This is a genomic window from Rhodococcus pseudokoreensis (genome assembly GCF_017068395.1).
In the GTDB taxonomy this organism is placed as follows: Bacteria; Actinomycetota; Actinomycetes; order Mycobacteriales; family Mycobacteriaceae; genus Rhodococcus_F; species Rhodococcus_F pseudokoreensis.
Map to the genome: position 1 here is coordinate 444,145 of NZ_CP070619.1, position 20,744 is coordinate 464,888.

19 protein-coding genes are annotated in these 20,744 nt (G+C 69.0%); 9 read left to right on the forward strand and 10 right to left on the reverse strand.

Going from position 1 to position 20,744, the window contains the following annotated elements; genetic code table 11:
* The first annotated feature begins 105 nt into the window (after positions 1-105).
* Positions 106-1,479 (forward strand): RNA polymerase sigma factor, encoded by a 1,374-nt coding sequence (locus JWS13_RS07405; protein ID WP_087555835.1) that lies wholly within the window; start codon positions 106-108, stop codon positions 1,477-1,479.
* Between the two features lie 83 nt (positions 1,480-1,562).
* Here JWS13_RS07405 and JWS13_RS07410 read toward each other — a convergent pair whose 3' ends face one another.
* From JWS13_RS07410 to JWS13_RS07420, 3 genes are read right to left on the reverse strand one after another with little or no spacing between them, the layout of a single operon-like run.
* A complete protein-coding gene (locus JWS13_RS07410; protein WP_206005137.1) occupies positions 1,563-2,735 on the reverse strand; it encodes a cation:proton antiporter in 1,173 nt (390 codons plus the stop codon).
* Between the two features lie 7 nt (positions 2,736-2,742).
* A complete protein-coding gene (locus JWS13_RS07415; protein WP_005240833.1) occupies positions 2,743-3,225 on the reverse strand; it encodes a cation:proton antiporter regulatory subunit in 483 nt (160 codons plus the stop codon).
* Between the two features lie 47 nt (positions 3,226-3,272).
* Complete coding sequence (locus JWS13_RS07420) at positions 3,273-3,626, reverse strand: DUF952 domain-containing protein (protein WP_206005138.1); 354 nt, start codon at positions 3,624-3,626, stop codon at positions 3,273-3,275.
* Positions 3,627-3,888: 262 nt separating this feature from the next.
* Between JWS13_RS07420 and JWS13_RS07425 the strand changes: the two genes are divergently transcribed.
* A complete protein-coding gene (locus tag JWS13_RS07425) occupies positions 3,889-4,083 on the forward strand; it encodes a DUF7455 domain-containing protein (protein ID WP_005240831.1) in 195 nt (64 codons plus the stop codon).
* 110 nt (positions 4,084-4,193) lie between these two features.
* Here JWS13_RS07425 and JWS13_RS07430 read toward each other — a convergent pair whose 3' ends face one another.
* Positions 4,194-5,957 (reverse strand): DEAD/DEAH box helicase, encoded by a 1,764-nt coding sequence (locus JWS13_RS07430; protein ID WP_206011525.1) that lies wholly within the window; start codon positions 5,955-5,957, stop codon positions 4,194-4,196.
* A 253-nt stretch (positions 5,958-6,210) separates the two neighbouring features.
* Here JWS13_RS07430 and JWS13_RS07435 point away from each other — a divergent pair, with 253 nt between their 5' ends.
* A complete protein-coding gene (locus JWS13_RS07435) occupies positions 6,211-7,383 on the forward strand; it encodes a YihY/virulence factor BrkB family protein (protein WP_206005139.1) in 1,173 nt (390 codons plus the stop codon).
* On the opposite strand, the gene JWS13_RS07440 is transcribed toward JWS13_RS07435, so the two are convergent.
* Positions 7,356-7,592 carry a DUF3039 domain-containing protein gene (locus tag JWS13_RS07440; RefSeq protein WP_005240826.1) on the reverse strand — a complete coding sequence of 79 codons (237 nt, stop codon included), beginning with the start codon at positions 7,590-7,592 and terminating at the stop codon, positions 7,356-7,358. The genes JWS13_RS07435 and JWS13_RS07440 overlap by 28 nt on opposite strands.
* Positions 7,593-7,669: 77 nt before the next feature.
* On the opposite strand from JWS13_RS07440, the gene JWS13_RS07445 reads away from it, so the two are divergent.
* The 3 genes from JWS13_RS07445 (at position 7,670) to JWS13_RS07455 (ending at position 10,676) form a co-directional block, all read left to right on the forward strand.
* Positions 7,670-8,029: a DUF3099 domain-containing protein gene (locus JWS13_RS07445; protein ID WP_005261100.1), complete on the forward strand. Its 360-nt coding sequence runs from the start codon at positions 7,670-7,672 to the stop codon at positions 8,027-8,029.
* 30 nt (positions 8,030-8,059) lie between these two features.
* Positions 8,060-9,538, forward strand: coding sequence for a DUF7782 domain-containing protein (locus tag JWS13_RS07450; RefSeq protein ID WP_206005140.1), 1,479 nt, complete (start codon positions 8,060-8,062; stop codon positions 9,536-9,538).
* Positions 9,539-9,704: 166 nt separating this feature from the next.
* A complete protein-coding gene (locus JWS13_RS07455; protein WP_005240812.1) occupies positions 9,705-10,676 on the forward strand; it encodes a sigma-70 family RNA polymerase sigma factor in 972 nt (323 codons plus the stop codon).
* A gap of 89 nt (positions 10,677-10,765) precedes the next feature.
* On the opposite strand, the gene JWS13_RS07460 is transcribed toward JWS13_RS07455, so the two are convergent.
* Positions 10,766-13,423 carry a bifunctional acetate--CoA ligase family protein/GNAT family N-acetyltransferase gene (locus tag JWS13_RS07460; RefSeq protein WP_241032572.1) on the reverse strand — a complete coding sequence of 886 codons (2,658 nt, stop codon included), beginning with the start codon at positions 13,421-13,423 and terminating at the stop codon, positions 10,766-10,768.
* 97 nt (positions 13,424-13,520) lie between these two features.
* A complete protein-coding gene (locus JWS13_RS07465) occupies positions 13,521-14,792 on the reverse strand; it encodes an acetoin utilization protein AcuC (RefSeq protein ID WP_206005142.1) in 1,272 nt (423 codons plus the stop codon).
* 133 nt (positions 14,793-14,925) lie between these two features.
* Here JWS13_RS07465 and JWS13_RS07470 point away from each other — a divergent pair, with 133 nt between their 5' ends.
* Both JWS13_RS07470 and galE read left to right on the forward strand, forming a co-directional pair.
* Positions 14,926-15,618 (forward strand): iron-dependent transcriptional repressor DtxR, encoded by a 693-nt coding sequence (locus tag JWS13_RS07470; protein WP_124393033.1) that lies wholly within the window; start codon positions 14,926-14,928, stop codon positions 15,616-15,618.
* Positions 15,619-15,621: 3 nt separating this feature from the next.
* A complete protein-coding gene (gene galE, locus JWS13_RS07475) occupies positions 15,622-16,614 on the forward strand; it encodes a UDP-glucose 4-epimerase GalE (RefSeq protein ID WP_124392926.1) in 993 nt (330 codons plus the stop codon).
* 7 nt (positions 16,615-16,621) lie between these two features.
* Here the strand turns inward: galE and JWS13_RS07480 are convergent, their stop codons facing one another.
* The 3 genes from JWS13_RS07480 to JWS13_RS07490 all read right to left on the reverse strand — a co-directional run bounded on the left by JWS13_RS07480 (position 16,622) and on the right by JWS13_RS07490 (position 19,356).
* Entirely contained in the window at positions 16,622-17,770 is a 1,149-nt protein-coding gene (locus JWS13_RS07480; protein ID WP_206005143.1) for a DUF4192 domain-containing protein, read from the reverse strand.
* A gap of 160 nt (positions 17,771-17,930) precedes the next feature.
* Positions 17,931-18,596, reverse strand: a complete 666-nt coding sequence (locus tag JWS13_RS07485; protein WP_206011526.1) for a DUF5642 family protein — start codon at positions 18,594-18,596, stop codon at positions 17,931-17,933.
* Positions 18,597-18,729: 133 nt separating this feature from the next.
* Complete coding sequence (locus JWS13_RS07490; RefSeq protein WP_206005144.1) at positions 18,730-19,356, reverse strand: MBL fold metallo-hydrolase; 627 nt, start codon at positions 19,354-19,356, stop codon at positions 18,730-18,732.
* A gap of 314 nt (positions 19,357-19,670) precedes the next feature.
* Between JWS13_RS07490 and JWS13_RS07495 the strand changes: the two genes are divergently transcribed.
* Positions 19,671-20,639: a proteasome assembly chaperone family protein gene (locus JWS13_RS07495; protein ID WP_206005145.1), complete on the forward strand. Its 969-nt coding sequence runs from the start codon at positions 19,671-19,673 to the stop codon at positions 20,637-20,639.
* Positions 20,640-20,744 lie beyond the last annotated feature (105 nt).

A 20,744-nucleotide genomic window follows, 5' to 3' on the forward strand; every position in this document is an offset into this window, starting at 1 on the left:
GTTACAATGGAAGAGCCCGGCTGCGCGCCGGCGAAACCAGTAGACCTCTCCGCCGGATGACCACTCTGGCGTGACGCCGCACGACACCGTCACGAAAGGGCGTACGTGGCAGCCACCGATACACGTCAGACTGCTGATTCGACTTCAGAGTCAGGACCGGAAGCACCAGTCGCAGCGGCAGCCACCGGCACCGCTCCGGCAGCCGAGGCAGCTCCCGCGAAGAAGGCAGCGGCGAAGAAGGCCCCCGCCAAGAAGGCAGCAGCGAAGAAGGCCCCCGCCAAGAAGGCGGCGGCGAAGAAGGCGGGCGGCAAGAAGGCCACGGCCGGTAAGGGCGCGGACGGCGAGGACCTCGACGAGGATTCCGCCGACATGGAAGACATCGACATCACCGAGGGCGACCTCGCCGAGGTCGAGTCCGATGTCGTGGAGGTCGTCGCAGTCGGCGAGGACGAGGAGACCGAGGAGCCGTCCGAGAAGGACAAGGCGTCCGGCGACTTCGTGTGGGACGAGGAGGAGTCCGAGGCACTCCGCCAGGCCCGCAAGGACGCCGAGCTGACCGCGTCCGCAGACTCCGTCCGCGCCTACCTCAAGCAGATCGGCAAGGTCGCCCTCCTCAACGCCGAAGAGGAGGTCGAGCTCGCCAAGCGGATCGAGGCCGGGCTGTACGCGACCCAGATCATGCAGGAGCTGTCCGACTCCGGCGAGAAGCTCCCCGCTGCCCAGCGCCGCGACATGAGCTGGATCTGCCGCGACGGAAACCGCGCCAAGAACCACCTCCTCGAGGCCAACCTCCGCCTCGTCGTGTCGCTGGCCAAGCGCTACACCGGCCGCGGCATGGCGTTCCTCGACCTGATCCAGGAAGGCAACCTGGGCCTCATCCGTGCCGTCGAGAAATTCGACTACACCAAGGGCTACAAGTTCTCGACCTACGCCACGTGGTGGATCCGTCAGGCCATCACCCGCGCGATGGCCGACCAGGCCCGCACCATCCGCATCCCGGTGCACATGGTCGAGGTCATCAACAAGCTCGGCCGCATCCAGCGTGAACTCCTGCAGGACCTGGGCCGTGAGCCCACTCCCGAAGAGCTCGCCAAGGAAATGGACATCACGCCCGAGAAGGTGCTGGAGATCCAGCAGTACGCGCGTGAGCCCATCTCCCTCGACCAGACCATCGGCGACGAGGGCGACAGCCAGCTCGGCGACTTCATCGAGGACTCCGAGGCCGTCGTGGCCGTCGACGCCGTGTCCTTCACCCTGCTGCAGGACCAGCTGCAGTCGGTGCTCGAGACGCTCTCCGAGCGTGAAGCGGGCGTCGTGCGCCTGCGCTTCGGCCTGACCGACGGTCAGCCCCGCACCCTCGACGAGATCGGACAGGTCTACGGCGTCACGCGTGAGCGCATCCGCCAGATCGAGTCCAAGACCATGTCGAAACTGCGCCACCCGTCGCGGTCGCAGGTGCTGCGCGACTACCTGGACTGACGCACAGACTGCGATGCCCCCGGACTCCGAGCGAGTCCGGGGGCATCGTCGTCCGTGCGCCGGGACATCCGGCCGCGGCCCCGTCAGGCGGTGGTGCGGACCCGGATCCAGGCGCCCGCCACCGGTTCGACCACCCGGGCCGCCACCGGGCCGATGACGGCCATCAGGAGCACGTACGCGGTGGCGAGTGCCACCAGTTCGCTCTCCACTGCGCCCGCCGACAACGCCAGGCCGGCGATGACGATCGAGAACTCGCCGCGCGCGATCAACGCGACCCCGGCGCGGGCCCGGCCCAGCCGCCCGACGCCTTGCTGTTTCGCCGCCCACGCACCGGTGATCATCTTCGTCAGCGCGGTGACGACGGCGAGCAGCACGGCCCAGCCGAGGACCGGCGGAATCGCCCGGGGATCGGTGTTGAGCCCGAACACCACGAAGAACATCGCCGCGAACAGATCGCGGAGCGGCTCGAGGACGCGGCTGGCGTTGTGGGCGGTCGTGCCGGAGATCGCGATCCCCAGCAGGAACGCCCCGACGGCGGCCGAGACCTGCATCGCCGAGCTGATCCCCGCCACGAGGAGCGCGGCACCGAGCAGCTTCAGCAGCAGGGTCTCGCTGTCCGGGCTGTCCAGCAGGGCGGACACGTAGCGGCCGTACCGCAGCGCGATCACGAGGACGACGGAGATCACGACGAGGGAGATGGCCACCGCCTCGAGTCCGCCGGCGAAGCTGACGCCGGCGAGCAGGGCCGTCAGGATGGGCAGGTACACGGCCATCGCGAGGTCCTCGAACACCAGGATCGACAGCACGACCGGCGTTTCACGGTTACCGAGACGTCCCAGGTCGCTCAACACCTTCGCGATGATGCCCGAGGACGAGATGTAGGTGACGCCGGCCATCACGACGGCACCGGTGGGTCCCCACCCCAGCATCAGGGCGACGATCGCGCCGGGCGCGGCGTTGAGGACGGCGTCCACGACACCGGCCATCCACGACCGTCGCAGCCCGGTGACAAGTTCCGATGCGGTGTACTCGAGCCCCAGCAGAAGCAGGAGGAGGACCACCCCGATCTCGCTCGCCAGGTGGCTGAACTCGCTGATGTCGCCGAGGTTGACGAATCCGCCGCTGCCGAAGCAGAGGCCTCCGAGAAGATAGAACGGGATCGGCGACATCCCGAATTGAGCTGCCAGACGGCCCAGCAGACCGAGCGCGAAGAACACCGCGCCCAGTTCGATGAGCGCGAGCGTGGTGGTGTTCACGGGTCTGTCAGCCGTTGGCCAGGAGCTTGGCTGACGCGTCCAGTCCGTCTGTGGTTCCGACGGCGACCAGCAGGTCGCCGGAGGTGAGCAGGAAGTCGGGCTTCGGTGACGGGTACACCTGCCCCGCCCTCATGACCGCGACGATCGACACCCCGGTGCGCGTGCGCATCGCGGTGTCGCCGAGCGGGCGGCCGTCGAACCGGGAATCTTCCTTGATGTACAGCTGCTTGGTGCGGATGCCGGGCAGGTCCCGGTGTTCCTCCTCCAGCTGCGCCACCAGTTGCGGTGCTCCGAGCAGATTGCTGAGCACGGCCGCTTCCTCGGTGGTGAGCGGCACGGACGCGGCGCAGGCGTCGGGGTCGTCGGCCTTCGACACGATCAGGTCCGTGCGGCCGTCGCGGTGGGTGATGACACCGATGCGGCGACCGGCGGCGAGTTCGAAGTCCTTACGCACCCCGATACCGGGTAGTGGCGTCACTTCAACGTTCATGCCACCACGGTAGTCCGATGGGGGTGATCAACCGCGGAAGGCTCGCGTCAGCGCCGGGCCGGGAACGTGCCGTCCGCGTCGGGGCGGTACTCCTCGACGGCGGTGACCGCTGTGACGGGCAGCGGCCCGTACAGGTGCGGGAAGAGCATCGACGCCGGATCGGCCGGCACGCCCGGCTCCCACTTCACCGGCGCACCGAGCGCGTCGGGGTCGAGTCTGAGGAGGACGAGGTCCGTGCGCCCGGCGAACAACCGGTTGGCCGGCAGGTGCACCTGGGCGGGTGTGGAGAGGTGCACGAATCCGTCCGCGGCGTACGTGGCGGGCACGCGGGCACCGTCGCGTTCGGCGGTGCGCCATTCGTCGCGGCTGCAGATGTGAACGAGCTGGTCTTCGGATTTCACAGGGCGAGATTAGCGTCACGCCCGAAATCGAATCAGCTGTCAGCGAACCCGGACCGGTCGGTCTGTTCGCATCGGCGCTCGTCACGCCGCTGTCCGCACGTTTCGGGCCGGTTTCGTGTGTGATGCAACACTGAGAAACGCCGTCGGGAACAACGCGTAAACCCCAAACGTCTGAAAGAGTAGATCCACCGCGCCACCCCCGACGCGGCGGACCAAGGCCCCAGGCACTCGGCATCAGTCGAAAAGCCAGTACGGAGGAGTCATGCCCGGAACACTGACCAGCCCCCCGTTGACCGCAGCCGACCGGTGCGACCGGTGCGGTGCGGGAGCCCGCGTTCGCGCGGTCCTTCCGACCGGAGGAGAGTTGCTCTTCTGCGGTCACCACGCCAACGAGCACGCAGACCGTCTTCGCGAGATGAACGCCACGATCGTGTCCGAAGCCGAAGCTGCAATCTGATACGTCAGCCCGGGTGACCCGTCCCAGGCTCACCTCTTTCAGCAACAAGAGACCGGCGAGTGCACTGCACTCGCCGGTCTCTTGTGTGCGTTCGCATCACGCGGCGGCGGTCACCACTGCCGCAGGGTGGAGATCCGCTCGGTGAGCTGCTCGACGGTGGCGATCGCCGTGGGCGGTCCCCCGCAGACCCGGCGGAGTTCGCCGTGGATGGTGCCGTGCGGCTTGCCCGTCCGGTGGTGGTGCATCGCGACGAGACTGTTCAGTTCGCGGCGCAGTTGCGCGAGCTGCCCGGCGGCGGCCACCCGGTCCGCGACCTGCGGAACCGGCGTGTGCACGGGCGCGGGCGCGGCGGGCTCCTGCTTGTCCAGCTGCTCGGACTGACGCTGCCGCAGCAGGGCGCGCATCTGGTCGGCGTCGAGCAGACCGGGCAGACCCAGGTAGTCGGCCTCCTCGTCGGATCCCGAGAACGTGGCCGTCCCGAAGGACGAGCCGTCGTAGATCACCTGGTCGAGCTCGGCATCGGCACCGAGCGAGGTGAACGCCTTCTCCTCCTCGCCGAGTTCGTCCTTCTGCTTGTTCGCGTCGGCGAGCAGGTCGTCGTCGAAGCCGTCCTTCTCCCGGTGCGGCTTGCCGAGCACGTGGTCGCGCTGCGCCTCCAGCTGGCTGGCCAGGTCGAGCAGCACCGGCACCGACGGGAGGAACACACTCGCGGTCTCCCCCTTGCGGCGGGACCGCACGAAACGACCGATCGCCTGCGCGAAATACAGCGGGGTGGACGCACTGGTGGCGTACACGCCGACGGCCAGGCGGGGGACGTCGACGCCTTCCGACACCATGCGGACGGCGACCATCCACTTCTGGGTACTCGCGCCGAACTCGGCGATCCGCTTGGACGCCGTCGGGTCGTCGGAGAGGACCACGACCGGATCCTCGCCGGTGACCACCTTCAGGGTCTGTGCGTAGGCGCGCGCGACGGTCTGGTCAGTCGCGATCACCAGGCCGCCCGCGTCGGGCATACCGCCGGTGCGCAACTGGCCGAGACGGGTGTCGGCGGCGTGCAGGACCGCGGGGATCCAGTCGCCCGACGGGTCCAGGGCCGTGCGCCACGCCCGCGCCGTCTGTTCCGCGCTGAGCGGCTCGCCGAGCCGCGCGGAGAACTCCTCGCCCGCGTTGTTCCGCCAGCGTGCCTCGCCGGAGTACGCGAGGAACACGACGGGCCGGACGACGCCGTCCGCGAGCGCGTCCGAGTACCCGTAGGAGTGATCCGCCTTCGAGCGCATCAGACCCTCGCGGTCGGGTTCGTACGTCACGAACGGGATCGCGCTGTCGTCGCTGCGGAACGGCGTACCGGTCAGGGCGAGACGGCGGGTGGCGTCCCCGAACGCCTCCCGGATGGCGTCACCCCAGCTCTTCGCGTCGCCGCCGTGGTGGATCTCGTCGAGGATGACCAGCGTGCGCCGGCTCTCGGTGCGGACCCGGTGCTTGAACGGGTGGGAGGCGACCTGCGCGTACGTCACCACGACACCCTGGTAGTCGCTGGACGTCTGCCCCGTCGAGTTCGAGAAGTACGAGTCCAGCGCGATGCCGTTGCGCGCCGCGGACTCCGCCCACTGGTGCTTGAGGTGCTCGGTCGGCGCGACCACCGTCACCTGGTCGACGGTGCGGTCGCGCAGCAGTTCCGACGCGACCCGCAGCGCGAAGGTGGTCTTACCGGCGCCCGGCGTCGCGACCGCGAGGAAATCCTGCGGTCCGGTGGACAGATACTTGGTCAGCGCACGACGCTGCCAGGCGCGCAGCGATCCCGCGGGCCTGGCTGGTTCGGTCTGTGCGAGGTAGGCCTCGGTGCCCACGATCTGCGCGGCCTCGGTTTCCACTCTCGGCGCCGACTGGGAGCCCACTGTCTCAGCACTCACGGGCTGCCCTCCGCTGGCATGGCACTGTTTGCTCGCACTCCTCGGTATCGATCGACACGTCCGGTCCACACCCGAAGGCGCTGTCCGTCAAGGAGCCTAGCGCCCGGATCCGACGCGAACCGCATTCGCGAGTTCCGATAGTGACAGATTTGTCGCGACACGAGGACAGCAGCGGTGGGCAACCGGGCGTGTCGTCAGGGATGCTGGAAACATCATGACCGAAACACCCTCGACGACACCGCAGAGTGGCGGTGATCCACCCCGGTCCGGGTGGCATCCGCTACGTCGCGCACTGAGCGTGATCGGTCGCACAGCGAGCAAGGCGTGGGACGATTCGATCTTCGGGAAGGCGGCGGCCGCGGCGTTCTGGCAGACGCTGTCGCTGCCCCCGCTCCTGCTCGGTCTGCTCGGAATGCTCGGCTACGTCGGCGGGTGGTTCGGACCCGACACCGTCGACATCATCCAGTCGAAGATCGTCAACTTCAGCGGGACCGTGTTCAGCGACAGCGTCGTCGAACAGATCATCCGCCCGACGGTCGGCGACGTCCTCGAACGGGGACGCCCCGAGATCGTGTCCCTGAGCTTCCTGCTGTCCCTCTGGGCGGGCTCGTCGGCCATCTCCACGTTCGTGGACTCGATCGTCGAGGCCCACGGCCAGCAGGAGGCGCGGCACCCCGTGTGGCAGCGCGTGTTCGCGTTGCTGCTCTACGTGATGTTCCTGATCCTCGCCGTGTTCACCCTGCCGCTGGTCGCGCTGGGGCCGACGCTCGTCGGGAGGGTCCTCCCGGAGGCGTGGCGCACGATCGGGACGGAGATCGTCGACACGTTCTACTACCCCGGGGTGGGACTGCTGCTCATCGTCGGCCTGACGACGCTGTACAAGGTGGCGCTCCCCCGGTCGCTGCCCTGGCATCGGATGCTCGGCGGCGCGCTCGTCGCGGGAGTGTTCTTCCTCGGCGCGAGCACCTGCCTGCGCCGCTACCTCTCGTGGGTCGCGGGCACCGGATACACGTACGGGGCGCTGGCCACGCCGATCGCGTTCCTGCTGTTCACGTTCTTCCTGGGTTTCGCGGTGGTGCTCGGCGCCGAGTTCAACGCCACCGTGCAGGAGTTCTGGCCTGCCAGGGCGACCCGCATCGACCAGATGCGGGACTGGATCGCCGCGCAGGCAGAGAGTTCACCGTCGGCGGGTCCGGTGACCAGCCTCACGCGTCGCATCGCCACCGGCCCGATCAAGGTGGTCGGCGACCGCGCCCGCACCGATCCGGACGGGCAGAGGTCCGGGGACGACGAAAAGCCCGACGGCCCGGTACGAGAATCTCCCGAGCCACCGGGTGTGCGGCGAGCGCCGGCGAAGCCTCAGTCGCCCTTGCGCAATCCTTCGTAGATCTTCTTGCAGTCGGGGCAGACCGGCGATCCCGGCTTCGCGGATTTCGTCACCGGAAACACCTCGCCGCACAACGCGACGACGTGAGTGCCCATGACGGCGCTCTCCGCGATCTTGTTCTTCTTCACGTAATGGAAGAACTTGGGAGTGTCGTCATCGGTCGACTCGTCGGTGGTGACGTCGGGCCGTTCCTTGGTTTGAGTGCTCACCCCTCAATAATGCCGCAACCGGCCGGTGATCCCACCCCCCGTGTGCATTTGCCGCCCGACAGTGGAACAGTGGAGTCATGGCACGAAGTGCAGGGTTCGGTGGGTCCCACGACGCCGGCTCACCGAGTAATCCGGTTCTCATCACCGAGGCAGCGCGATCCATCGAGGATCAGCACCGTGCCCGTGTCCGCAAGTATCTGCTCATCATGTCGTTCCGGTTCCCGGCGCTGATCTTCGCGGCGGTGGCGTACGGCATCTGGGAGAACCCGTGGATCTCGATGGCGATCATCGGCGTGTCGATCCCGCTGCCGTGGATCGCGGTCCTCATCGCGAACGACCGGCCGCCGCGCACCAAGGACGAGCCCAGCCGGTACGACCACCGCGAGTCGCCGTCCACCGCCCTGCCCGCGCCGCCGCACCACACGATCGAGGGCTGACGCCGCGGGGCGTCCTGCAACAATGCACGGGTGAACCGTGACGAACTGCTGTCGATCTGCCCATCTCTGCGTGCGGCCCTCCTCCGCAATCGGTACGACACGGACACCCTGCTCGATGCGCTGGGCCCCGAGGTCCATGCGGCGCTGAGCCGCAACGAACCGGTCCCGGTGCGCCGGGCCAGCGCGTCGTGCGGCGAACTCGGCACCCTGATCCGCCTGTTCCTGCTCACCGACGACTGTCCCGCCGGCGAGGTGGCCGCGGCGCTGTCCCCGCTCGCGGTCGAGGACGCCGTCGCCGCGGGCCTGCTCGAATCCGACGGCGACGTCGTCCGGGCCGCCCTCGACCTGCGGCCGCTGGACATCGGCGGGGGCAACCGCTGGGTGCTCTCCGACCTCGACGGTTCCCTCCGCCCCCGCGAGACCCCCGTCGATCACGTCATCGGCGTCGGGCACGCGTCGCTGTCGCTGCTGCAGGCCACCCCGACCGCGCCGGTCGGGACGCTGCTCGACATCGGGACCGGGTGCGGCATCCAGGCCCTGCACGGCGCCTCCTACGCCGACTCGATCACGGCGACGGACCTGAACGTCCGGGCGGTGGACCTGGCGGCCGTCACGGCGGCGCTCAACGAGCAGGAGGTGGAACTGCTCGCCGGGTCGTGGTTCGAGCCGGTCGAGGGCCGCACGTTCGATCAGGTCGTGGCCAATCCGCCGTTCGTCGTGAGCCGCGCCGCGGTAGGCCACACCTACCGCGACTCCGGCCTCGACCTCGACGGCGCGAGCGAACTGATGATCTCGCGGGTGGCCGGTTACCTCGCGCCCGGCGGCACCGCGGCCATGCTGGCGTCGTGGATCCACGTCGAGGGCGAGGACTGGCGTGCCCGGGTGGCGTCCTGGCTGCCCGCCCACGGGATCGACGCGTGGGTGGTGCAGCGGGATGTCGCGGATCCGGCCCTGTACGTCGGCACCTGGATGCGGGACGGCGGCCTCGACACCCGGGACCCGGCCACCGCGACGATCGCCGAGGACTGGCTCGATCACCTCGCGAGCGCGGACGTGGAGGGGGTCGGTTTCGGGTTCGTCTACCTGCGCCGGACCGACGCACCCACCGACCTCATGGCGGAAGACCTCACCCACGGCTTCACCGATCCGCTCGGCGCGGAGGCGCTCGCGTACTTCGAACGGGTGGCGTGGCTGCGCGACCACGACGTGCTCACCGCCCGGTTCCGCGTCGAGGAGAGCACCGCCCTGGAGCGGGTGTTCCTGCCCGGCGACGAGGGATGGACGCAGGTGGTCGCCCGGTTGCACCGGGGGAACGGTCCGGCGTGGCAGCACGAGGTCGACGATCTCGTCGCCTCGCTCGTCGCGGGCATGCGCGGCGACGGCCTCGTGCTGGGCGAACTGATCGAACTCCTCGCCGCCGCGCACGGGGTCGACGCGGAAGAACTCGCACAGTCGGCGGTGCCGCTCGTGCACGCCCTCGTCCGGCACGGACTGGTGCTTCCCGCGTAGCCGCCGGGTTCCCGATCCGTCCCCCTTATACGTGTTCTCAGCAACTTCTCAGGACCGAATCGAGGAACCCGCAGGTCACAGCGTCTTCATAAATTACCGGCCGGGAACTTTCCCAGGCCGTCGGTGCGTTGATCCATATGAGACACCACCGATGAGGAGGCAAGTCATGACAAGCCCCAGCACCACTACTCGCATTCGCCCCAGCGCCGCCGATCTGGACGCCCAGAGCCCCGCTGCCGACCTGGTCCGCGTCTACCTGAACGGCATCGGCCGCACAGCTCTGCTGACGGCCGCAGACGAGGTGGAACTGTCCAAGCGAATCGAGGCTGGGCTGTACGCCGCGCACATCCTGGAGACCGGGAAGCGCCTCTCCCCCGCGAAGAAGCGCGACCTCGCTACGGTCGTCCGGGAAGGACAGTCCGCCCGCGCGCACCTCCTCGAGGCCAACCTGCGGCTCGTCGTGTCGCTCGCGAAGCGGTACACCGGTCGCGGAATGCCCCTGCTGGACCTCATCCAGGAGGGCAACCTCGGCCTGATCCGCGCAATGGAGAAGTTCGACTACGCGAAGGGGTTCAAGTTCTCGACGTACGCCACCTGGTGGATTCGTCAGGCGATCACCCGCGGCATGGCCGACCAGAGCCGCACGATCCGGCTCCCAGTGCACCTCGTAGAGCAGGTCAACAAGCTGGCCCGCATCAAACGTGAGCTGCATCAGCAACTCGGGCGGGAGGCGACCGACGACGAGCTCGCCGAGGAGTCGGGAATCCCGGCGCACAAGATCGCGGATCTCCTCGACCACAGCCGCGACCCGGTGAGCCTCGACATGCCGGTCGGCAACGACGAAGAGGCCCCGCTGGGCGACTTCATCGAGGATTCCGAGGCCACGTCCGCGGAGAACGCCGTGATCGCCGGTCTCCTGCACAGCGATGTGCGCACCGTGCTGGCCACCCTCGACGAACGTGAGCAGCAGGTCATCCGCCTGCGGTACGGACTCGACGACGGTCAGCCGCGCACCCTCGACCAGATCGGCAAGCTCTTCGGGCTCTCCCGCGAGCGTGTCCGTCAGATCGAGCGCGAGGTGATGGGCAAGCTGCGTCAGGGCGACCGCGCCGAGCGGCTGCGCTCCTACGCCAGCTGACCCGAGTCTCTCCCCTCCGAATCAGCGCCGGTGCCGGTCGTACGCGACCGGCACCGGCGCTGTGCTGTCCGCCTCTGCCTGGCCGATCGTCAGCGCAGCCGGCGGGGGCCGAGGTCCGCGACGCTGGGCTCCGGGCCGATCCGCACGCGCGAATCGGTGACCAGCGCGCCCTCTGCGGACGCCAGCACCGGTTCGCAGGCCAACTCCCGCACCTCCGGCAGGTCGTCGGCGAGCGCGGAGATCCGCTGCACGAGGTCGACGAGGGCCGACTTGTTCACCGGCACCGCGCTGCGGTAACCGGACAGCAGCGGCGCGGCCTTCGGTGCGTCGATCAGCTCCGCTGCGGCGTCCTCGGTGAGGGGCAGCACCCGGTAGGCGCGGTCACCGAGCAGGTCGGAGATCACGCCGGCGAGCCCGAACGAGATGAGCGAACCGAACGACGGGTCGTCCTGCACGCCGACGACGCAGCCGATCCCCTTGGTGGCCATCCGCTGCACCTGCAGCAGCGGTTCACCGGATGCGGCGGCGAGGTCGCGGTAGGCCAAGCGGACCGAGTCGGGCCCGACGAGGTCCAGGCGGACACCGCCGAGGTCGGGCCGGTGCCGCCACTGCTCCCCCGTCGCCTTCACCGCAACCGGGTATCCCAGTTCCTCGGCGGCCTGCACGGCTTCTTCCTCGGTGGTGGCGGACCGGAATTCCACGACGTCCACGCCGTAGCACGCGAGGAGTTGCGACGCCTCGAAGTCCGACAGCCAGCGGCCGGACGACGTCGACAGCCAGCCGTCGATCATCGCTTTCGCCCGTTCCGGATCGATCCCGTTGGGGCGCACCACTTTCGAGGACGGCTTACTCTTCCAGGCCGAGTACCGCCAGGCACGCGCCAGCGCCAGCGCCGCGCGTTCGGGACCGGGATAGGAGGGCACCGAACCGCGCGTCGGGTGCCCGTCCTCACCGCGGACCGCCAGGACGTCGGGCACGCCCTCCGCCGCGAGGAACGTCGTGAGGACGGGTTTGTCGGCTTCCCGCACCGCTTCCCGCAGCGCCTGGGCAAAGGGTTCGACGGGAACGGCGACCGGGGGAACGAACACGGCGATCACCGAATCGACGTCGAAGGACGCGAGTGCCGTCCGCACGGCCGTCGCGAATTCCTCGGGACCGGCCTGCGGGCCGAGGTCGACGGGGTCGCCGACCTGCAGACCCTCGCTGCGGGCCGCGTCGGCGGCGAGGACACCGAGCGCGGTGGAGTTCCCGACCACGGCGAGCCGGGGGCCCGCGGGCAGCGGCTGGTACCCGAACAGCAGCGCACAGTCGAACAGCTGGGAGATCGACCCGACCTGCACCACCCCGGCCTGCTCGAAGAGGGCGCGCACGATCGAATCGTCCATCTCGCCGCCGCTGGCCGCCAGCGCGGGCGGGACGGCGTGGCGTCCACTCTTGACCGCGACGATCGGCTTGTTCCGCGCCACCCTCCGCGCGATGCGCGAGAACTTGCGGGGATTGCCGAAGCTCTCCAGGTACAGCAGCACGACCTCGGTGGCCGGGTCCGAATCCCAGTACTGCAGCAGGTCGTTGCCGGAGACGTCGGCGCGGTTTCCTGCGGAGACGAACGCGGACAATCCGATTCGGCTCCGCGCGGCCTCGTCGAGGATGGCGATGCCGAGTGCGCCGGACTGGCAGAAGAATCCGACGTTGCCGGGGCTCGGCAGCACCGGCGCGAGGGTGGCGTTCAACGACACGTCCCGGTCGTTGTTGGCCACGCCGAGCGCGTTCGGGCCGATCAGCCGCATCCCGTGCGCGCGGGCGGCGTGGACGAGGCGACGCTCGGACTGCCGTCCGTCCATTCCGGTTTCACTGAATCCCGAGGACACGACGACGAGGGCCTTGACTCCCTTGTCCAGGCAGTCGTCGAGGACGGCGTTGATCGATTCGGCGGGGACGGCGACGACCGCGAGGTCCACCTCGTCGGGGATGTCGCGGACCGTCGGGTACGCCCGCACTCCATGGACCGAACGGTGCTCGGCGTTGACCGGATACACCGGACCGGTGAATCCGGCTCGCAACAGGTTGGTCAGGACGGCGTTGCCGACCTTCGCCCGGTCGGTGGACGCGCCGATCACCGCGACCGACCGCGGGCTGAGCACGTTGCGCATGCTCCGCGCTTCGGCGGCCCGCTCGCGGGAATTGCGTACGGACACCATCGCTTCGGTGGGGTCGATCGCGAACTCGAGCCTGAGCACACCGCCCTCGAAGCTGCGGCTCACCTGGTATCCGGCCTCGCGGAAGACGGTCACCATGTTCCGGTTCTCCGCGAGGACCTCCGCGACGAACATCGTCAGACCGCTCTCCGCGGCCGCCGCGGCCAGGTGCTCGAGCAGGATCGGCCCGAGACCGCGGCCCTGGTGCGCGTCGGCGACGACGAATGCCACCTCCGCGGACTTGCCGTCGCCCTCGCCGGTGAGCCGTTCGTACCGGCCGACGGCGATGATCTCGTCGCCCAGCAGCACCACGAACGCCACCCGGTCGTGGTGGTCGACCGTAGTGAAGTGGACGACGTCGCGTTGCGACATGATCGGGTAGGGACCGAAATACCGCAGATAGCGGGTGCGTTCGGACAGCTTGGAATGGAACGCGACGAGCTTGTCGGCGTCCTCGGGCACGATCGGCCGCAGCGCGACCGCCCCGCCGTCCGCCGCGAGCACGTCGGCGACCCAGTGTCGCGGGTAGTTGTGCGCGGGGTCGGGTTTCACCGTCGCCCCGGCACTACCCGCCTTCTCCGTCCCGCCCGACGACTCCGTGCGGCCCGGCGACTCCGTGGCGCCGGTCGTCTCGCTGCCGTCCGCCTGCTCAGTCACGGGGATCCTCCGGGTCGAGTCCGAGTAGGGGGAAGCAGGCGCGGCGGGTGGCGATGACGGCGGAGTCGATCCGCGTCAGGGCGCGGTCGACCGACGGAATCCCGGTTTCCGGTGTGCCACCGGGACCGTCCCAGGGCAGGTAGTCGACCTCCCCGCCGTCGCCCATCGTGTCCGGCAGGTCGACACTGGGTGCGAGGGCGTGAGCCCGCTCCTGCCAGGCCTCGGGTACGGCACGGGCCGTGTCGATCTCGCGGTCGAGCGCCGCGGCGATCAGGTGGGTCCACGCGCGCGGGACGACCCGGACGAGGCCGTATCCGCCGCCGCCGACGGCGAGCCAGCGCCCCTCGGCGTAGCGGTCGGCGAGGTCGCGCATCGCCAGGAACGCGGCCCGCTGGCCGTCCACCGTCAGCGCGAGGTCGGCGAGCGGATCCTCGCGGTGACTGTCGACACCGCACTGGCTGATCACGATCTGCGGCCGGAACGCGGCGAGCGCGCCGGGCACGACGGCGTGGAATCCGCGCAGCCACAACGCATCGACGGTGCCGGGCAGCACGGGGAGGTTGATCGCCGTGCCCTCCGCCGATCCCTCGCCGACCTCGCTCGACCACCCCGTGTTGGGCCACAGGGTTGCCGGGTGCTGGTGCAGTGAGATCGTCAGAACCCGCGGGTCGTGCGCGAACGCGTGCTGGACCCCGTCACCGTGGTGCGCATCGACGTCGATGTAGGCGATCCGGTCGAAACCGTTGTCCAGCAGCCAGGAGATGGCAATGGCGACATCGTTGTACACACAGAAGCCGGAGGCCCAGTCGGGCATCGCGTGGTGCATGCCGCCGCCGATGCTCACGGCGCGGCGGGTGCGGCCCGCGGCGATCTCCTGCGCCGCGGCGAGGGAACCGCCGGCGAGGATCGCGCTCGCCTCGTGCATCTGGGGGAAGACGGGATTGTCCTCGGTGCCGAGCCCGTGCGGTGCCTCCGCGCCGAGCACACCGGACGTCGCGGAGTGACCGGCCTGTTTGACCGCTTCGATGTACGCGGGAGTGTGGATCCGCAGCAGATCTGCGTCCGAGGCGGCGGCGGGCCGCAACAGTTCGACCCCCTCCAGAGTCCCGAGGCTGCGCGCGAGCGACATGGTCAGCTCGAGCCGCGTGGGATTCATCGGGTGGTCCGCACTCCACCGATAACTGAGATAGTCCGGACTCCACACGACTGCACGGTTCGATACCAGTGCAGCCGAATCCTCCCCGGAACTGAACGACGCGGTCATGGACTCACGCTACTGGTCCCCCGTGGAGGGTGTCAGCAGACCCCGCCGGACCGTCACCGACGCGCGGCGGGGACGGACGGCGCCGGTGCCGGGCAATCACCGGTAGAATCAACCGAGACGAAGGGGTGTGAGTGTGAAGGATCTGGTCGACACCACGGAGATGTACCTCCGGACGATCTATGACTTGGAAGAAGAGGGCGTCGTCCCACTTCGAGCACGTATTGCCGAACGACTCGAGCAGAGCGGCCCGACGGTCAGCCAGACCGTTGCCCGGATGGAACGGGACGGCCTTCTCCTGGTCGCCGGTGACCGCCACCTGGAACTGACGGAGAAGGGCCGCGAACTCGCGGTGTCCGTGATGCGGAAGCACCGCCTGGCCGAACGACTCCTCGTGGACGTCATCGGTCTCCGGTGGGAAGAGGTTCACGCGGAGGCGTGCCGGTGGGAGCACGTCATGAGCGAGGAAGTGGAGCGACGCCTGGTGGAGGTGCTCAACAACCCCACGACCTCGCCGTACGGAAACCCGATTCCGGGTCTCGCGCTGCTCGGACTCGATCGCCCGGTCGACCCCCCGGAGACGCTCATCCGCCTCACGGACGTGCCGCCCGGCAAGCCGACCGCGGTCGTCGTCCGCCGTCTCGCCGAGCACGTGCAGTCGGATCCGGACGTCATCGGGCAGTTGCGTGAGGCCGGCGTCGTACCGGACGCGCGTGTCACCGTCGAGACGAAGCCCGGTTCGGTCACGATCACGGTGCCCGGCCACACCGGGTTCGATCTGTCCGAGGAGATGGCGCACGCCGTCCAGGTGAAGCAGGTTCAGGGATAGTCGATGAAACTTCTGGTCACCGGCGGCGCCGGCTATGTCGGCAGCGTCTGCAGCACGGTCCTGCTCGAACGAGGGCACGAGGTCGTCGTCATCGACGACCTGTCGACGGGTAATGCCGACGCGGTGCCGCTCGGTGCCGAGTTCATCGAGGGCGACGTCGCGGAGGTGGCGGCGGACGTGCTCGGCACGACCGGTACTCCCCGGTTCGACGGGGTCCTGCACTTCGCGGCGCAGTCGCTCGTCGGCGAATCCGTCGAGCGCCCGGAGAAGTACTGGCGCGGCAACGTCGTCACCACGCTCGAACTCCTGGAGGCCATGCGGCATTCGGGGACGCAGAAACTCGTGTTCTCGTCGACGGCCGCGACGTACGGCGAGCCCGAGCACTCGCCGATCACGGAGGCCGATCCGACGCGTCCCACCAATCCGTACGGGGCGACGAAACTCGCGATCGACCATGCCATCACCTCGTACTCGGTGGCGCATTCGCTCGCGGCGACCAGCCTGCGGTATTTCAACGTCGCGGGAGCGTACAAGTCGGCCGGCGAGAACCGGGTCGTCGAAACGCATTTGATTCCTCTCGTGCTCCAGGTGGCGCTCGGCCAGCGGGAGAAGATCTCGATCTTCGGAACCGATTGGCCGACTCCGGACGGAACGGCGATCCGCGACTACATCCATGTGCTCGACCTCGCCGAGGCGCACGTGCTGGCACTGGAGTCGTCGATCGAGGGCAGGCACCGCATCTACAATCTCGGAAGCGGCGCGGGTTTCAGTGTGCGCGAAGTCATCTCGGCGTGCGCGCGGGTCACCGGACTTCCCATCGCGGTCGAGGACGCCCCGCGCCGGGCCGGCGATCCCGCCGTGCTCGTCGCGTCGAGTGATCGTGCGATCGCCGAACTCGGGTGGCGGCCGGAACACACGGATCTCGACGAGATCGTCGCCGACGCCTGGGCCTACCTGCAGGAGCTGGGCGACCGGTCGCACGCGGCACGTCGCTGACACCGGCTCAGCCGGCGAGGGGCGGGGGCAGCACGACACCGACCGCGCTCGCGCGTTCGTAACCGACGTCGGCCAGTCCCCGCACCTCGCCCGGCCGCATTCCGCTGTGCAGTGCACCGTCCAGCAGGGTGGCCAGCCTGTGCCCCGGCTCCGAGTCCAGGGCGGCGGCCAACGCGATGCCCGCGAACGGCCCGTCCCCCCGCAGGTAGGCGCTGTAGCCGAGCAGCGCCGCCGGGTTCGCACGTTCCGGGTCGGGGAGGTTGCGGGCCAGGAGAATCCACAATTGCTCGGCGTCGTCCGCGTACGGGCCGACGGCGAGCGCGAGCACGCTGTCCCGGACCGTCACATTGTCCAGTGCGAGCGCGAGTTCCGCGTACTCCGGCGCGAGGAGCCTCTCACCGGACGACACCCGCGCCACGTGTGTCAGCACCAGTTCGAGTTCGAGCCTGTGGCAGCGCTCCGGCATGGACGACCGCTCGGCCAGCTCCCTTCGCAGAAGTGACGATGGGCGGCCACGTTCGATGAGGGCGGCAATCTGCATCCGTTCGAGCACCGGCCCCACCTCGATCGTGGCCTCCATCTCCTCGCGCGAGGCGCGGATGGGCTTGCCCTCGAGGACCCGTGCGAGCGCGACGCGGGACGCCGCCGGATCGGACTGGATGCCGTAATTGCCGCCGAAGAAGCTGAACCATGCACCGCCCGAGGCGATCTCGGCCGTGACGAAGACGTCGAGAAGGCCGGTCGGCGTGAAGTCGAGGAGCTCCTCGAATTCTTCGACGATCGCGGACATTTCGTCGAGGCAGAGCGCGGCCGGGCTGGTGAAGCGGTCGTCGACGAGAACCAGGATCACCCCGCCGGCGCGGTCGCGCTCACAGACGGTGGCGAACTGGCCGAGCGCCGCGCACATCGTCGGGGTCGGCCCTGCGGCACCTCCGAGGACCAGGTCGTGTCTCATGACGGCGCCGACCGACGAGTTGTGCTTCCCGGTCAGGCACACCGCCACGATCGACCGGGCCGGCCGGAATCCGAGCAGTGCGGGAATCGAGGCGAGGAGGTCGTCCGGAGCGGACAGCGTGACCGTGTGCTGCTGCGGGGGCAGTTCCCCGCCGGGATCGTCGGAGAAGCCGGAACCGTGGGGGAATGCGTGTGTCGTCATGCCCCAGACTCTGTCGGGTTGACGTCGCGGGGGTCGGCGGGCGAACTGGGGAAACACAGAGGGCTGTGGATGGGCGACGGGTTGTGGACAACCCGTCCGCCGCGCCGGGCGGACGCGCCGTTCGGCCGAGAAGTCGTCGGAGCCCTGTGCTAGGGCTTGCTCAGCTGTTCTGGACCTTCTGCACCGCGGCGGTGAACACGTCGTCGAGCGCGACGGTATCGGCCTTCGCGTCACCGAACGACATAAAGGTCGCGGACACCCGCACGTCGCCCACCTGCGCGATCAGCGTCACCATCGACTGGGTGACCTGTTCGCTCCCGGTGCCGGATCTGACGGTCCGCCGGAGCGCGAGGGTGTCGTCCGCCCGGATGGGAGGGGCCGGAGTGATCTCGGTGGTGACGGTGGACTCGGCCCCGCTGTCCGTCACGGTGACCTCACCGCACGTCTTCGTTTGTTCCGCCAGGTCGTCGAGGGGTGAATCGGTCCTGATCAGCTCGACCGAGATCGTCGAACGGCTCGCATTATCGGTACCGACCGCCATGACCGTGCCGGTCGGTCCGTAGTCCTGCGCAGGAGGCGCACAGTCCGCGGGATCGACCACCGCACCCTGCGGAACCCCCGTCAGGTCGGGCGCCGCCATCGACACGGCCTGGGCGGGCAGCACGATCGCCTCGTACGGGGCGGGGAAGTCGGCCGGATCGACCAGGAGCGTCGACAGTCCCTTTCCGGACGGCGAACCCGCCGCGATGGTGGTGCTCGGCTGCGGTTCACCGGAGACGGTCGAGGTACACCCGGCGAGAATCGCCGCCGCGGCCAACGCGACCACCGGAACCGCGACCACCGGGACGACGGCTGTCCGTACCGCTGTGCGCCGAGATGTCACCGTCGTCCTCCCGTGTCGGATGTGCCCTTTCCGCCACTCTGCCACGCCGACGCACCGACGGCGGGGAGGCTGCGGCTCAGCTGCCGCGAGCGATCCATTCCTCCAGATGCGGGGCTTCGGTGCCGACGGTGGTGCCGTCGCCGTGCCCGGTGCGGACCGTCGTCGACGCCGGCAGCGCGAACAGGCGATCGCGAATGGATCCGATGATCGTCGGGAAGTCCGAGTAGGAGCGCCCGGTGGCTCCCGGCCCGCCCGAGAACAGGGTGTCGCCGCTGAACAACTCCCCTGCCTCCGGCAGATACAGGCAGCAGGAGCCGGGGGAATGCCCGGGAGTGTGGAGTACGCGGACATCGGTCCCGGCCACCGCGATCTCCTGCCCGTCCTCGATCGGCGTGTAGGCGAGGCCGGGGTGCGTCTGCTGCCACAACACGTCGTCGGCCGGATGGAGGAAGATCGGGGTGTCCAGAGCCGCCGACAGTTCGGGGGCGACGGTGACGTGGTCGTTGTGACCGTGTGTGCAGACGATCGCCCGGACGCGCCTGCCGCCGACGGCCTCGACGATCGGCGCGGCGGTGTGCGCTGCGTCGATCACGACGACTTCGGCGTCGTCACCGACGATCCACACGTTGTTGTCGACGTCCCAGGTGCCGCCGTCGAGGCTGAAGGTGCCGGAGGTGACCACCCGGTCGATGCGCACGCTCACGACCAAACCTCCGATCGCCGTGTCGCCCGTACCCGTATCGCCCGTACCCGTATCGCTCGTGCCCGTATCGCTCCTACCCGTGTCGACATGCGCACCTCCAGGTCGTCCGTCTCGGATCGTGCCGTTCCTCACATTGCCACAGACCGTGCGCGGGATCTCGCTGTGGGCGAACACCGGAGGCCGTCCGGCGGGAATTATCGGTCGCGCGTGGCGTGTTCCCCCAGAGCAGGGCCTCCGAGAGCAAAGTCCGACGTATCGATGCCGGAGACGATAGGGGACACTGGAGGCCAGGCACGAAGGAGAAGAGGTCTGTAATGGACGAACAGTCGAAGATGTACGAGCTGGAGTTCCCGGCACCGCAGCTGTCCTCCGTGGACGGGCAGGGACCTGTGCTGATCCATGGACTCGAGGGCTTCTCCGACGCAGGCCACGCCGTCAAACTCGCCACGACGCATCTCCGTGAGAGTCTTGAGAGCGAGCTCGTCGCCTCCTTCGCGGTCGACGAGCTCGTGGACTACCGCTCCCGTCGGCCCACGATGACGTTCAAGGCCGATCATTTCTCGGACTACGACCAGCCCGAACTGAACCTGTATGCGCTGAAGGACACGGCGGGTACCCCGTTCCTGCTGCTGGCCGGCATGGAGCCCGATCTGCGCTGGGAGCGGTTCACCACGGCGGTGCGCCTGCTGGCCGAGCAACTCGGTGTGCGCCGGACCGTGGGCATCAACGCCATCCCGATGGCCATCCCGCACACCCGTCCGCTCGGTGTGACCGCGCATTCCACCAACAAGGACCTGATCAAGGACCACCAACGCTGGTCGGGTGAATTGCAGGTGCCGGGCAGCGCGTCCTCACTGATCGAGTTGCGGATGGCGCAGCACGGCCACGAGTCGGTGGGTTTCTCGGTGCACGTTCCCCACTACCTGGCGCAGACGGACTACCCGGGGGCGGCGGAAACCCTCCTCGAGAACGTGAGTGACGTCACCGACCTGGATCTGCCGCTGGCCGCGCTCGGCGAGGCCGCCGCCCGCGTCCGCGAACAGGTCGACGAGCACATCGCAGGTAACGACGAGGTACAAACCGTCGTCCACGCCCTGGAACGTCAGTACGATGCCTACGTAACAGCTCAAGAACAGCAGTCCACGCTCCTGGCCAGCGAGGAAGACCTGCCGAGTGGCGACGAACTCGGCGCGGAATTCGAGCGTTTCCTGGCCGAACAGGCGATGCAGGACGGTGAGAGCGGCAACTCCGACGAGGAGGGGGGATCACAGGGCGGGGCCTGATCGGGTAGCGGTTGTGCGGTCGCCCTCCCGGCACTGTGCGACCGCACGGTCCAGTTGTTCGGCCGGGACCGGTGCAATAGCGTCGAGACCGAGCGGATGATTGAG